12 protein-coding genes and 1 pseudogene are annotated in these 13,904 nt (G+C 67.7%); 2 read left to right on the forward strand and 11 right to left on the reverse strand.

The genetic code is table 11. From position 1 onward, the window contains the following. Window positions 1-13: 13 nt before the first annotated feature. The 11 genes and pseudogenes from AC07AB_RS33330 to AC07AB_RS33380 all read right to left on the reverse strand — a co-directional run bounded on the left by AC07AB_RS33330 (window position 14) and on the right by AC07AB_RS33380 (window position 11,926). On the reverse strand, window positions 14-1,057 hold the full coding sequence (locus AC07AB_RS33330; protein WP_478575011.1) for a methyltransferase: 1,044 nt from the start codon (window positions 1,055-1,057) through the stop codon (window positions 14-16). Window positions 1,058-1,157: 100 nt separating this feature from the next. Further along, window positions 1,158-2,564 (reverse strand): tryptophanase, encoded by a 1,407-nt coding sequence (locus AC07AB_RS33335; protein WP_478575013.1) that lies wholly within the window; start codon window positions 2,562-2,564, stop codon window positions 1,158-1,160. Window positions 2,565-2,735: 171 nt separating this feature from the next. Then, window positions 2,736-3,389, reverse strand: coding sequence for a hypothetical protein (locus AC07AB_RS33340; protein WP_478575016.1), 654 nt, complete (start codon window positions 3,387-3,389; stop codon window positions 2,736-2,738). 22 nt (window positions 3,390-3,411) lie between these two features. Next, a complete protein-coding gene (locus AC07AB_RS33345) occupies window positions 3,412-3,693 on the reverse strand; it encodes a chorismate mutase family protein (protein WP_478575018.1) in 282 nt (93 codons plus the stop codon). A gap of 510 nt (window positions 3,694-4,203) precedes the next feature. After that, a complete protein-coding gene (locus tag AC07AB_RS33350) occupies window positions 4,204-5,292 on the reverse strand; it encodes a terpene synthase family protein (protein WP_478575021.1) in 1,089 nt (362 codons plus the stop codon). Between the two features lie 34 nt (window positions 5,293-5,326). Further along, entirely contained in the window at window positions 5,327-6,358 is a 1,032-nt protein-coding gene (locus tag AC07AB_RS33355) for an SAM-dependent methyltransferase (RefSeq protein ID WP_478575024.1), read from the reverse strand. Next, window positions 6,355-7,485, reverse strand: coding sequence for a flavodoxin-dependent (E)-4-hydroxy-3-methylbut-2-enyl-diphosphate synthase (ispG, locus tag AC07AB_RS33360; protein ID WP_478575027.1), 1,131 nt, complete (start codon window positions 7,483-7,485; stop codon window positions 6,355-6,357). The genes AC07AB_RS33355 and ispG overlap by 4 nt, the downstream gene beginning before the upstream one ends. Then, window positions 7,482-9,365: pseudogene (dxs, locus tag AC07AB_RS33365) on the reverse strand (1-deoxy-D-xylulose-5-phosphate synthase). Before dxs ends, ispG begins: the two are co-directional and overlap by 4 nt. Then, on the reverse strand, window positions 9,362-10,564 hold the full coding sequence (gene ispH, locus AC07AB_RS33370) for a 4-hydroxy-3-methylbut-2-enyl diphosphate reductase (RefSeq protein ID WP_478575030.1): 1,203 nt from the start codon (window positions 10,562-10,564) through the stop codon (window positions 9,362-9,364). The pseudogene dxs and the gene ispH overlap by 4 nt, the downstream one beginning before the upstream one ends. Before the next feature lie 87 nt (window positions 10,565-10,651). Further along, entirely contained in the window at window positions 10,652-11,698 is a 1,047-nt protein-coding gene (locus AC07AB_RS33375) for a polyprenyl synthetase family protein (protein ID WP_478575032.1), read from the reverse strand. 87 nt (window positions 11,699-11,785) lie between these two features. Continuing rightward, complete coding sequence (locus tag AC07AB_RS33380; protein ID WP_478575034.1) at window positions 11,786-11,926, reverse strand: hypothetical protein; 141 nt, start codon at window positions 11,924-11,926, stop codon at window positions 11,786-11,788. Window positions 11,927-12,304: 378 nt separating this feature from the next. Here AC07AB_RS33380 and AC07AB_RS33385 point away from each other — a divergent pair, with 378 nt between their 5' ends. Further along, window positions 12,305-12,910, forward strand: coding sequence for a flavin reductase family protein (locus AC07AB_RS33385; RefSeq protein WP_478575260.1), 606 nt, complete (start codon window positions 12,305-12,307; stop codon window positions 12,908-12,910). A 23-nt stretch (window positions 12,911-12,933) separates the two neighbouring features. Next, entirely contained in the window at window positions 12,934-13,761 is an 828-nt protein-coding gene (locus tag AC07AB_RS33390; protein WP_478575037.1) for an IclR family transcriptional regulator, read from the forward strand. Window positions 13,762-13,904: the final 143 nt, after the last annotated feature.

Raw genomic sequence — 13,904 nt, forward strand, 5'->3', positions numbered from 1 at the left:
CGGTGGGCATGCCTCAGTCGAGGTACCCGGCAACGACGCCATTGGCACCAGCTGCTTCGAGCGGCAGCACTTCTACCCGGGCGAAGCCTTCCTCCCGCAGCCATGTGGAGTACTCGGCGGCCGAGTAGTTCTTGCCTCCCTCGGTCTCCACGAGCATGTTCATGCCCATGAGGGCGGCGGCGGGCGGCCCGGTGCGTACGTCGTTGAGCAGCAGTTCGCAGATCAGCACGGCGCCGCCCGGGGCCAGGGCTGCCCGGCACTTGCGCAGCAGCGCCCGACCGGTCTCCTCGTCCCAGTCGTGCAGGATCATGCTCAGCAGGATGGCGTCGTAGCCGCCGGGCAACTCGGCGTCGCGCTGAAAGTCACCGGCGAACGTATCAACGCTGCTTTCCAACTGCGCTTCGGCGATTTTCTTGCGTGCCAGATCACAGACGGGCGGGAGGTCGAAGACCGTCGCCGACAGCTGACTGAAGCGTCGGCACAGTTCGATGGGGAACGCGCCCGCCCCGCCGCCCACGTCCAGCAGCCTGTTGTGCCGTGTGAAGTCGTGCACCTGGGCGAGGGCCCGCGCGGTGAAGGTGGAGATGGAGTACATGCAGTCCCAGAAGAGTCGCAGAGTTTCAGGGTCCACGGTGTCGAACAGCGACTCCTGAGTGCCCGGGGCCCAGGTGGAGGGCCGATTCGTGCGCATTACCTCGGCGATGGACTGCCAGGCGGGGTACTCACGGCGGTCCAGGTAGCGGACGAAACCGCCGAAGTAGTAGGGGCGTCCCTCGACCAGGAACTCCTCCGAGAGGGGGGTATTGCGGTAGCGGGAGCCGTTCTTGTCCAGCAGACCCAGCGAAGCGCATCCGGCCAGGAGGAGGTCGGCCGGGCGTGCGGCGATACCGAGTCCGGCGGAGACTTCCTCCATGGTCAGTTCACGGCCTCCGGCCAGCAGGTCGAAGAGGCCGAGGTCCAGGGCGCCCGCGTAGGTTTTGAAACTCCAGAATCCGGTGGCGAGTTCCATGAGAGGGGTGGGCACCAGTGGGGTGTCCGTGGGGGACAGTTCCGGCATCAGCTTCTCCCTTCGCGGGCGCCGGCGGTCATGGCCGACGCATTGGGTGGGGTTGCGCACAGCTCAGTGGGCGGGGTGGGGCTGCGGGGTGGTACGCGGATCAGTACGCGGCCGGGCCGAACAGCGGCGCGTTCGCCAGAGGGCGGAACCGGGACTGAAAGAAGCGCAGTGTGGCGGGTTCGTGGATGAAGGCCACGCCGGAGGCGAACTCCCCACGCCTGGCGTGGAGACGGGCGACACTGTCGGCGACGACGTCCATATGGCTCTGGGTGTAGGCGCGGCGCGGAATGGTGAGCCTGACCAGTTCCAGGCGCGGGTAACGGTTCTCGCCGGTGTCCGGGTCGCGTCCGGCTGAGACGGCGCCCCGCTCGGTGGAGCGGATCCCTGCGTCCAGGTAGAGCGCACACGTCAGTGTCTGCGCGGGAAACTCTTCTGGCGGCACGCTGGGCAGGAATGCCCGGGCGTCCAGGAACACGGCGTGCCCGCCCACCGGGCGGACGATGGGTACACCGGCGGCGGCGATCCGGTCTCCCAGGTAGGCCACTTGCTCAACGCGGGTACGGACGCTGTCTTCCTGGACCGATTCCTCGATTCCCTGCGCCACCGCCTCCAGGTCGCGGCCGGCCATCCCGCCGTAGGTGTGCAAGCCTTCGTAGACGACGACCAGGTTGCGTGCCTGTTCGGCGAGTTGGGGGTCGCGGAGGGCGAGCCAGCCGCCGATGTTGGCGAAGCTGTCCTTCTTCGCCGACATCGTGGCACCGTCGGTCAGCGCGCACATCTCACGCAGAATCTCCGCCACCGTCCTCTCGCCCCAACCCGGTTCGCGCTGCTTGATGAACCAGGCGTTCTCCACTGCCCGGGCGGCGTCGAGGATCACCGGGATACGGTGCCGCTGTGTCAGCTCACGGACTTCGGCCATGTTGGCCAGGCTGATGGGCTGGCCTCCGGCCATGTTCACCGTCGCGGCCAGGGACACATAGGGAATCTGCTCGGCCCCCACCTTGTCGATGAGCCGCTCCAGCTTGCCCAGGTCGACGTTGCCCTTGAACGGCAGGTCCGCGTCGGGGTCGTGAGCCTCGTCGACCACGATGTCGTGGAAAACCGCCCCATTGAGCTCCTGATGCGTACGGGTGGTGGTGAAGTACATGTTCCCCGGCACCTGGTGTCCGGGCCGTATCAGGATGCGCGAGAGGATGTTCTCCGCCGCCCGCCCCTGATGAGCCGGGATCACATGTTCGTACCCGTAGTACCGGCGCACCGCTCCCTCCAAGCGGTAGAAGCTGCGCGACCCGGCGTAGGACTCGTCCCCGAGCATGACCGCGGCCCACTGCCGGTCGGACATCGCATTGGTCCCGGAATCGGTGTACAAGTCGATGTACACCAGGTCGGCGGGCAGCAGGCCCACGTTGTAGCCCGCCTGTTCCAAGGCGTCACGGCGCTCTTGTGGGCTGGTGAGGCGGAGAGGCTCGACGCTCTTGATGCGCCAAGGCTCTGCCGGGTGCTGCAACCGTGCTCCAGACCTCGCGGACTCGAATGAATCGGGCACAGACATAGGTGACCAGCTCTCGGAGAGGGGGCGGCGCGGGAGTGTAGGCACCTTCATCGTCCGAGGCCTGAGCGGACTCGAAGACTCAAGAGACAAAGGGCCGCACCAAGGCACGTCCATGCGACTGGCGGCTCACGGCGATACGCACGGCTGCGCCTTCATGCGAAGTGGTGGGCGAAGAGCTTCTGGTGCCCCGGGCCCGGCCATCTGGGTGACGGAGCCGGTGGCACCGTGCTGGATCTGAGGGGCTGCGAGTTCCTCGACCTCATCGGCCCCGTGGGCGCGGCATAGGTGTCGCGCGGGCGTGGCGACGACGTACCACGGCGCTGGATAGGCGTCGTGCGGATCCCAGCCGAGTGTCATGTGGATGATGACTCCGGCGTGGGGTTCGCCCAGGACGTGCACGAGGGAGCCGGTAGGCAGGGCCACCTGGGCAGCGCGGGTTGCCATATCAGGCAGAAGCGCGGAGGTCTCGGTCTTGATCATGCGTCGGTGGTCGCTGAGGTCGTAGCAGTAGCGTCCGGTTCTGCGGAGATGGACAAGGGCTTCGACGAGCTGGCGCTGGCGTGGTGTGGCCAAAGGTGTTCTGTGGAGCTGCCACAGCGAGTACAACTGGTACTCGACCGAGATCCGGGGCAGCCCGTTCGATGTACGCCCGGCCGCGGTGCTCGACCACGATGCAGGCGCTGCCGGCCCGGCCAAGTGCTCGTCCTCGTCCCCGCACGCGGAGGAGAACAGCAGGTCTCCATACCATTCCTCGGATATCTTTGCGGTGATGACATACACCCCTCTCGGGCAGCCGTAGCGGTCAGGTGTAATGGCGGCACGCCTGGAGCAGGGCCAGTGCCATCGTCGTGCCGGTCTCGCCAAGACGGGCGTGGTAGGCGGCGACGACCGCGTTCTCCCGCGCCAGGTCCGTGCGCGAACGCAGTTCGGCCTCCCTTTGACTCCGAACCGTCCGGCAGCGCCGCTGACGCTGCTCGACCAGTGAAATGATCTCTTTGTCGAGCGCGTCTATGGCCGTCTGCTCCCGCAGTACGCACTCCCGCGGGCTCACCAGCGGCCGGCTCGCCGGCCCATGAGTAACCATGTCCATACCTCCCCGTACGCGAGCCACCGGCGGACGGGTGGCTGCACCCCACCAAACCGACACCCCACGCCTCGGGGAAGCCCGGGTGACGAGCCCATGCGTGAACGCGTTGAACGCTTGTCCCTTGTGAAGCCCCCGGATATCCGCAAGATCCGGGTGGCCCCAGGCACCGCGCGGCAGGCAGCAGGCAGCAGGCAGCACTACGGATGGGGACGGGTGCATTTCTCGGTGCGTGAGGTGTGGTCTTCGGGTCATATGGCGAGGGTGAGTTCGTCGGCAGCCCGCCACAGATATTCCAGGGCGTGGACGAAGCCGACGATGATGTCGACCTTCACGCCGCGCGCAAAGCCGTTATCAGCACTCTGCAGTTGCCCAGGCTGTCCCCGGGCACCGCACGATTAGCCGTTGGATCATAGGCAGCCCTGGTCGGCTGCCCGCATAGGCGATCTCGCAGCCTTGACCGACAGCATCTGCGAGTCCCTCAAGCAGCTGCGCCCTCGTCTGCCGTCTTTAACCGGCACTTCCGTTACGGGAGCGGGCGGCTATCTCGTCAGGGCCGATGACCGGGGGGAGCGTGACTGTGCCTGCTGTGTGGCCATCCCATCGTCCGGGACCCTGGCCGTGGTAGCGGGAGCTGGTGCGCATGAATTCCAGCATGCCGGAGCTCAGTTGCTGCAAGGCGGTCAGATAGGCGGTGATGTCGCTGCGGTGGTCGAGCGGACCGGCCAGGGCCTCCTGCGCGGCGTTCTGGAGCCGGTGTTCGTTCTCGCTGAACAGCTCGGCGAGCCGCTTGACTGCCTCGGGGAGGGTGAGCTGCTGCCGGCGCATGAGGATCCACAGTGCGTTGACTGTTTCACCGTCCCTAATCTCCTTGGGCCAGGAGAAGAGATCGTTGACCAGGGTGAGCGAGTCGAGAGCGTGCTGGCGTGCGCGGGAGAGCGCGGGGTCGGAGGCCAGTTCGTCGGTCAGGTCGAGGCCCAGTGCGAACTCGGTCAGGATGACGACCCATTTGCTGAATTGGTGGGTGCGGCGGAGGGTGAGGTAGTCCTCCAGGGTGAGGTCGTCGATGGCGTACTGCGCATTGGCAGTGCGGAGCTGCACGGTCTCGCGGACTTGGCTGCGGTACCGCTCGGCCACGCGGGGCTTCATCTCGGCGGTGATCCGGGGCAGGCAGACATGGAGCAGCTCGACCTGCGGGAACTGCGGTGGTGGTGCTGTTCCGTCCAGGGCGGCCAGGTAGTGCTCGCCCAGTTGCAGTGCCGTGGCCCTGCTGGCCAGCACGTCGGGTTGGCTGAACGCCTCCTCCATAAGGGTGTTGACGTTCATCTCCCGGGCGATGAAGAAGAATGCCTCGTGTTTGGCGTGCGGGTAGCACAGTCCGGCGTAGCTGGGGATGCGCTGGCGCAGGTAGCTCTGCGCTGCCTCTTCGCTCTTCCAGTGCCGGGTGATGTAGGGGCGATCTGCCACCCTCAGCAGGTAGTCGGTGGTTGCCTCGCCGTTCGGGTGGCGCAGCACCGGGAAGATCGTGTCGACCTTGGGCAGGAATAGCGGTTGGCTGAGGTCGGGCATGCTTTCTTTGGTGGTCTTCGGCAGGGGCATGAGAGTCCTCCTGGCTGTGGCGGTTGAGAGGTGGTCAGCTTTCCCGTCGGGCAATGATGCTGTAGGCGGAGAATTTTCCTTGCAGCAGGGCGAGTGACAGGTTGACTGCCAGGACACGGAGTTCTTCGAGTGTGCCGGTGACGCCGTTGGGGAAATAGGTCTCGATGTTGCTCCGAATCTCCAGTAGCCAGTGGGCGACGTCGGTGTTGGAGGGAAGGACCCGGATGTCGTCGACGGTGAACCCCTTTTCTTCCAGTACGTGTGTCACGTACTTGGGGTTCTTTCGGTTGCCGCAGGCCAGGCGGTCCACGTCATCGGGAATTGCTGACTCGTACTCAGCCAGGTCCCCGTTGTAGAGGTTGTCGGAGATGACAAGCAGCCCTCCTTCGCGGACACGTTTTGCCAGGGCGGCCATGGAGGTCTCGTACAGTTCGTTGGGGAAGTGGGTGATCACCCCGCGGATGATGACGAGGTCGTAGGGCTGGCCGGGGTCAGGCAGCAGGTCCACGTCGCGGGCGTTGCACCGGTACAGATGGGTGCGGTCCGCGACTTCCTTGTCGTGGAGGTAATGGTGGCAGTACTCCAGTTGGCGGCGACTGATGTTGGCACCGTCGAGGCGCGGGCACTCGGGGAACCGGCGGGCCATGTATTGCAGCATGAACCCCCATCCGCAGCCGAGGTCGAGAATCCGCTGGAGTGGGGGCCGGCCAGGTGCGGCCAATCCGGCAAGTTCGAGCTGCCGGTCGAAGAAGCGCACCCCTGCCTCGTCGAGTGATACCGGGCGAGGCGAGTCTGGATGGTTGTAGATGCCCCACTCGAACAGGAGGTAATCACCGAGCGCTTTACGCCAGGTTTCTGGATCGTCGCCGTAGGTGTCGACGACCTTCTCCTCGTACGGATCGATTACCGGCCCCCGGATTACCTGGTACCGGGGATCGCAGCCGGCTCCGGGGACATGACTGGCAGGGCCGCCGCCCGGGATGGCGGAAGGGGTCTGCGTGTCTCGGTGAGCCGCCGGATCGGCGGAAGCGCTGGGCAACGAAACGACGGCAGAGTTGGCAATCATGTAACTGCTCCTTCTGTTCGATCGATGAGAAGCAGCGCTTGTTCGACCAGCGCCTCGACGATCTGGCTCTCGGGGACGGTTTTGATGATTTGGCCTTTGGTGAATATTTGGCCTTTCCCGTTGCCGCAGGAGACGCCGAGATCGGCCTCGCGGGACTCGCCGGGCCCATTGACGACACACCCCATGACGGCGACGCGCAGCGGGTGGGGGAAGTCGTCGAAGGCGGCCTCGACCTGAGCTGCCAGTCTGTGGATGTCGACCTGGAGGCGGCCGCAGCCCGGGCAGGAGACGATCTCCAGTTTGCGTGGACGCAGGCCGAGGGACTGGAGGATATGGATACCGGCCTTGACCTGTTCCACCGGGGGTGCGGACAGGGAGACCCGAATGGTGTCCCCGATGCCCTCGCCGAGGAGGATGCCGAATGCGACCGCCGATTTGATGGCCCCCTGGAAGGCGGGTCCCGCTTCGGTGACGCCCAAGTGGAGGGGGTAGTCGCAGGATTCGGCGAGCAGTCGGTTGGCCGCGATCATCGTGGTCGGGTCGTGGTGCTTGACCGCGATCTTGAGGTCGGTGAACCCGTGCTCCTCGAAGAGCGAGGCCTCCCACAGGGCGGACTCCACCAGCGCCTCGGGGGTGGCGTGCCCGTACTTGGCGAGGAGACGTTGGTCGAGGGAGCCCGCGTTGACGCCGATTCGGATCGGTGTCCTGGCCGCGGCCGCCGCTTGAGCGATCGCGGCGACCTGGTCGTCGAACTTCCTGATGTTGCCGGGATTGACCCGCACGGCCGCGCAGCCCGCGTCGATGGCGGCGAAGACGTAGCGGGGCTGGAAGTGGATGTCGGCGATCACGGGGATGGGGGATTTGGCGGCGATGACCGGGAGAGCGCCGGCGTCGTCGGCGGAGGGGACAGCGACCCGGATGATGTCGCAGCCCGCGGCAGTGACCTCGGCGATCTGCTGCAAGGTCGCGTCGATGTCAGCGGTGAGGGTGGTGGTCATGGTCTGGACGGTGACCGGTGCGCCGCCGCCGACTGGGACATCGCCGACATGGATTTGCCGGGTAGGGCGGCGCACCGGGGCCCGAGGTGGCGACGGGGACAGAGCAAGGTCGATGGCGGTCAAAGTCATCCCTCCCGTTGAGGGTGGGGTCGGCCCGCGCGGGCGCGGAGAACGGCCTGGATGATGCCTGGCTCGTTCAGACCTGCTGCCGAGAGGAGGTCGGCACGGGGGCCGTGCGGGTGGAAGCGGCCGGGCAGGCCCATGATGCGTACGGGGACGGTTGAGCCGGTGTCGGCGAGGGCACGGGCAACGGCGGTGCCGACACCACCCGCACGGGTGTTGTCCTCGACGGTGAGGACCAGACAGTGGCGGGCGGCGAGCCTGGTGAGTTCGGGAGGCACTGGTAGTGCCCAGCGGGGGTCCGCGACGGTTACGCCGATGCCCTGGCCGGCCAGGTGGGCCGCGGCCTTCACGGCGGGTGCGGCGAGCGGTCCCATGGGCACAAGGAGAACATCGCGGGTAGCGTCGGTGTACAAGATGTCCACCGGGCCCTAGCGCTCCAGGGCGGGGATGTCGGGGCCCGCCCCGGCCTTGGGGAAGCGCAGTGCGGTCGGGCCCGTCGCATCGGCCACAGCTTCGGTCAACAGCTCGCGCAGCCGGGTGGCGTCGCGTGGGACGGCCACACGCATGCCAGGGACGGCGCCGAGGACGGTCAGGTCCCACATACCGTGGTGGGAGGGGCCGTCGGGACCGGTGATGCCAGCACGGTCCAGGACGAAGGTGACCGGCAGGCGGTGCAGCGCGACGTCCATGAGGACCTGGTCGAAGGCGCGGCCGAGGAAGGTGGCGTAGACCGCGATGACGGGGTGCAGGCCCCCCATCGCGAGCCCGGCCGCGCTGGTGACGGCGTGTTGTTCCGCGATGCCGACGTCGAAGAAGCGGTCGGGGAAGCAGTCGCCGAATCGGGCGAGCCCGGTAGGTCCCGGCATCGCCGCGGTGATGGCGACCAGGTCGTCGCGTCGCCCGCCGAGCGCGCACAGCTCCTGCGCGAAGATATTGGTCCAGGTCGGGGAGGCAGTGCTGGTGGGGGCGGCCATTCCGGTGGCCGGGTCGATGATGCCGACGGTGTGCATGCACTCGGCATGATCGGCCTCGGCGGGTTCGTACCCCTTGCCTTTGACGGTGACGATGTGGACCACGACGGGTCGGCGCAGGTCGCGGGCCATGCACAGGGCATCCTCCACCGACGCCAGGTGGTGGCCGTCGATTGGGCCGATGTAGGCAAGTCCGAGCAGTTCGAAGAGGCTGCCGGCCACCGGGACCGGTCCGATGCGCCGATGGTCACCGGTATCGGCGTCGAGCAGCCAGTCCATGCTGAGGGGGGCGTCGGCGCGCAGCTGCTGGAGGTGGTCGGCGAGACCGCCGATCGTGGGTGCGTAGGAGCGCTCGTTGTCGTTGAGGACGACGATGACGGGTCTGTCAGGGGCGCTGCCGAGATTGTTGAGTGCTTCGAAGGCCATGCCCCCGGTCAGTGCCCCGTCCCCGATGACGGCGACTACGGCCCGGCCCCTCTCGCCTGCCAGCCCGCGGGCCTTTGCCAGCCCGTCCGCGTACGCGAGGGCGGTGGAGGCATGGGAGTTCTCGATGTGGTCGTGCGCGGACTCCGCCCGGGAGAGGTAGCCGGACAGGCCCCCCGCCTGGCGCAGCCGGTCGAAATCGGCGGCGCGACCGGTCAGCAGTTTGTGGACGTATGCCTGGTGGCCGATGTCGAAGAGCAGGGTGTCGCGGGGAGAGTGGAAGACCCGGTGAAGGGCGAGAGTGAGTTCCACCATGCCCAGGTTGGGTCCCAGGTGGCCGCCGACGGCTGTGACCTTCTCGATCAGGAAAGCCCGGATCTCCGAGGCGAGGGAGTCGAGTTGGCCGGCCGTCAGCGCACGCAGATCCTTGGGGGTGCGGGTCTCACTGAGCAAGGGGAACGCCGCGGTGTGCGCGGTGGCGGACACGGTCATCGGTGGGTCCTCACGGAGGCGGGCAGGGCGAAGCTGACGGCCTCGGTCGTGGTGGTGTGTTCGGGCACGGTGACCGGGCCCAGACCGCCGAGGGCCGTGACGGTTTCGTCGACCAGGGCCGGAGGTGCGGAGGCGCCGGCGGTCAGACCGATGCGACCGACTCGTTCCAGCCAGCCGGGCCGTAGGTGCGAGGCGTCCTCGATGAGGCGGGCGGCCGTGCCCGCGCGTTCGGAGAGTTCCACCAGGCGTACGGAGTTGGAGGAGTTGGCCGAGCCGATCACCAGTACGAGGTCCGCCCGCGAGGCGACGGCCCGAAGGGCATCCTGACGATTGGTGGTGGCGTAGCAGATGTCGTCCGAGCCGGGGCCGACGGCTTGCGGGTAGCGCTCGATGAGGGCGGCGACGGCCTCACGGGTCTCGTCCACGGCCAGGGTGGTCTGGGTCAGGTAGCCGACCTTGGACGGCTCGGGGAGATCCAGGGCCGCGATGTCGGCGGCGGTCTCGACCAGGACAGCGGCCTGCGGTGACTCGCCGAGGGTGCCCTCGACCTCCTCGTGGCCTGCGTGGCCGATGAGGACGACGGTGTTCCCGCGGTGGGCGAACCGGCGGGCCTCGGCGTGCACCTTGGCGACCAGCGGGCAGGTCGCGTCCACGACCTCAAGGCGTTTCCGGACGGCTTCGGCCCGCACCTGCGGGGAGACGCCGTGCGCGGAGAAGACCACCCGCGCACCGCCCGGCACCTCGTCCAGCCCGTCGACGAAGACCGCTCCACGCGCAGTCAGTTCCTGAACGACATGGGTGTTGTGGACGATCTGCTTCCGCACGTAGACCGGGCCGGTGTCCTGATCGAGGAGAGTCTCGACGACCTCTATGGCCCGCTCGACACCGGCGCAGAACGAGCGGGGCGAGGCCAGCAGGACGGTACGCGGACGCAGTGTCCGCGCCCAGGCATCCAGCGCCGCCCAGATGGCCGGACGAGGGCCGGTGGCCGAGGTCGCGGCGGCGAGACCCGCATACCACTCGCCGTCGGCGGGCAGCTCGGCCACCGCCGCATGGACACCGCCGGGCGCGTTCGGCGGTAGCAGCCGCAACGGTCCGACGAGGGTCGGCCAGCCCTCACGGGTGAGCGTCCCTGCCACCATCGCCGCGGCGTGGCACGGCGTTGTCCGGCCGTCCGGATGGCGCACTTCACTGGCCACCCAAACCTGGTCGTCCGCCAGAGCAGGCGCGGGCAAGACCGCCGACCGGGAGTGAATCGCGGGCTGTCGCATGAGGCTTCTCCCCCCTCAGCCGCTGCGGTGAGTCATGAGATGAGCCAGGGCCGTCAGACTGCGCACCGCCTCGGGGGCGGGATCGGCGCCGGCCAGTTCGACGAAGGCCCGCTGCGTCTCCCTGCTGAGGTCACGCTGTGCCACGCGCCGTCCCCCTGCCTGATCCACCAGACCGATCGCTTCCTGGATCTGAGCTCCGCCCATGGGTCCGGCCTGGGCATAGAGGGCAGCCAGCTGCCGCCCGGCGGGGGTCGGCGAGGCAAGAGCCGTGAGGACGGGGTGGGTCATCTTCCGCATCGCCACATCGCTGCCGACCGGTTTACCGGTCTTGTGCGTGTCCCCGAAGAGGCCGAGGAGATCGTCGGCAATCTGGAACGCCACGCCCAGATGCCGTCCGAAGCCCGCCAGCTGCCGTGTCCGTGCTTCGCCCGCCCCGCCGGACAGCGCCCCCAGGGCGCAGGCCGCGCCCATCAGAGCCCCGGTCTTGCCCGCGGCCATCGCTGTGTACTCGGCCACGGTCACATCGGTGCGCCGCTCGAAGGCGGTATCCATGGCCTCGCCTTCGATCAGTTCCAGGATCGAGGCGGTCAGGACGGTCACGGCACGAGCGTCGTACCGGGGCGTATCAGCCAGCGCCTTCAACGCCAGGGTCAGCAGGGCGTCCCCGCCCAGCAAGGCCGCCGGAACGCCGAAGGCGGCCCACACCGCGGGGCGATGACGGCGCAGCTCGTCCCGGTCGATGACATCGTCATGGATCAGCGAGAAGTTGTGGACCAGCTCGACGGCTACCGCGGCGCCCAACGCGCCCTCCGCGCTGCCTCCGACTGCCTCGGCGCAGCTGAAGGCGAGCGCCGGGCGGACCGCCTTGCCGGGCGATGGGCCCTGCGCAGGCTCGCCGTTCTCGTCCAGCCAGCCCAGGTGGTACCCAGCCAGCCGCCTCATCCCCTCCGGTAGCCGCGCAGCCGACTCACGCAGCGCCGGTTCGACCAACTCACGTGCACGTTCGAGCAGTTGGATAGCCGTTCCGTTGTCATGGGACCAGGGAAGAGCCGTGGTGGACATGGACACCCCCTCATGGATGCGAGGTTGCGCATGGTGGTGGAGAGGGAGGGCCGCGCGTGGCGGCCGCCTTCCGGAGCGGCGCGGGGGTCACTCCTGCCCGATGCCGGAGCCTGTCGAGCGGTGGCGCGCCGGAGTGCTGCTCGCGGGGACGTACCGCTTCCAGTCGTCGCTCCAGCGCCAGATGGCGTCGCTCAGGAACAGCTTGGTCGAGTCGAGGCTCCGGCTCACCCCTCCGCCGAGCGAGCCGTTCGGGGACGATCGCGTTACGTCCGCCGGCGTCGACGACGTACTGGGCGAGGATCGACCCCGGCATGGCTCCGCCGACACCGCCACCGATGATCGCGATGTCGTGTGCCAACGTGCCCATGTCATGTTCCTCTCCGAGTGAGCCGGTCGATGAACTGCCTCGAACCTCCGCACACCACAGCACGGGCATCAGCGGCAGCCCAAGGGGCCGGTCCACGGCACGGAACGCCGGTGTTCCGGTTCCCGGAACACTTTGTGGACCAGCTTCGGTTCGTAGGTGGAAGATGGCAGAGCACCGGTGTCCCGGAGGGAGGCGGAACACCTCGTGGTTGCCTCGGCTCACAGGTGGAGGACGGCGCCATGAAAACCAGCTCGGGACGTCAGCACGATGCCGGTTCCGGTTCCGCCAAGTCAGCCGAATCAACGGGGGTCGCGTGGCTGCGCTTCTTCTTCCGGCGTCACGGGAGCGGGATAGCGGTCATCACCACCGGCTCCGCCAGCGGGCCGCACGGACTGACGGCCACCTCCTTCCGCTCCGTGTCCATGGCCCCTCCCCTTCTGCTCGTCTGCATCAGCAGGGGCTCCCGTACCGCGCGAGCCATTTCGGAGAACGGGCTGTTCACGGTGCGTCTCCTGGTCACCGGCCCACGTGACTTCAGTGCCGGGTTCAGCAGCCAGGAGGTCGACGACGCGTGCAAATTCGCCGGCCTGGAACTGATCGAGGAGCCACCCGTGCCGGTCCTCGCGGGCACGTTGGCATGGGTTCTGTGCGAGCGGTGGGACGAGCACGACGGCGTGATCACGTCATCGTGGTCGGCAGGTTGCTCGAATCGGGAACGGGGGGCCACAGCCGCGGCACCACTTCTCTGGCACGACGGGCGCTTCTGCTACCCGGAGTCGGCCCGCCACAGCCGCGGGGGTCTTCACACGAGGTCTCAGAGCGCCCCAGTCAGCTTCGGTGGCTGAGCCATGAGTCCAAGGAGGGAATCATGCTCATAGCGCAGAGCCCGGTAGTAGCGCCCGTGATGGACAGCCCTGTGGTGAAGCCGCGCGAGCACTCAGGCCCGACCGTGGACGGCGGTATCTTTCGCAAGGCGATGACCCTGCCCCGTGCGTTACGCAAGGCCGAGGTACCGCTGACCCTTTCCGAACTGTCGAGGCGCACTGGTCTGCCCAAGACAACAGCCCACCGACTGCTGGGGTTCCTTACGGCGGACGGCTTGATCTGTCGGACCGGCAACTACTACTGGCTCGGCCCGGAGTCAGCCAACCCGGCCCCGTCGCCGCAGGGGAGTGAGCTGCCCGTGGCGCTCCGCCGAAGGCTGCTGCCCTTCCTCGTCGATCTCTATGAGACCACTCGCCAGACGGTGAACCTGGCAGTGCTCCACAACGATGCCATCGCCCATATCGAGCGGGTATACGGGCACAATCGCACTCCGTCTCCCTCTGACGAATCAGATCGCGCTCCCGGCCGTCGCACTGCGGCCGGAAAACTGCTGCTCGCCTACCAGCCCATAGGACCGCCTTGCGCCCAAGACGTATCTTGCCTTGAGCCTCAGCTCTCCCGTTCCGAGCTGAGAAGGATCCGCGCCCGGGCGGTGGCCTACAGCTGGGGGGAGTTCACCCCGGGGCTGAACTGCGTCGCTGTCCCCGTCCACGGCCGCACCGGACAACCGGTGGCCGCGCTCGCCGTCGCCACCGGCAGCCGCGGCTTCGACCTTGTGGCCGTCCTCCCGGAGCTGCGGCGGATTGCTCTGGCTATGTCCGCAGTGGTGTGGGACACGCCAGTTCCGCCGTCCTCTCAGGGCGGCATGTGATCCTGCCCGGTCCACACGGCGTACGCAAACTCCTTGCGTTCCCCTTCGGCCGTCTGCTCGGCTCTGGACATCGCCAGTCGCAGGATTGGGCGGCGCCAAAGGGGACTTGACGATCGCGTCGTGGACAATGACGGTGAATACCC

Source organism: Streptomyces sp. NPDC044033 (assembly GCF_056434425.1).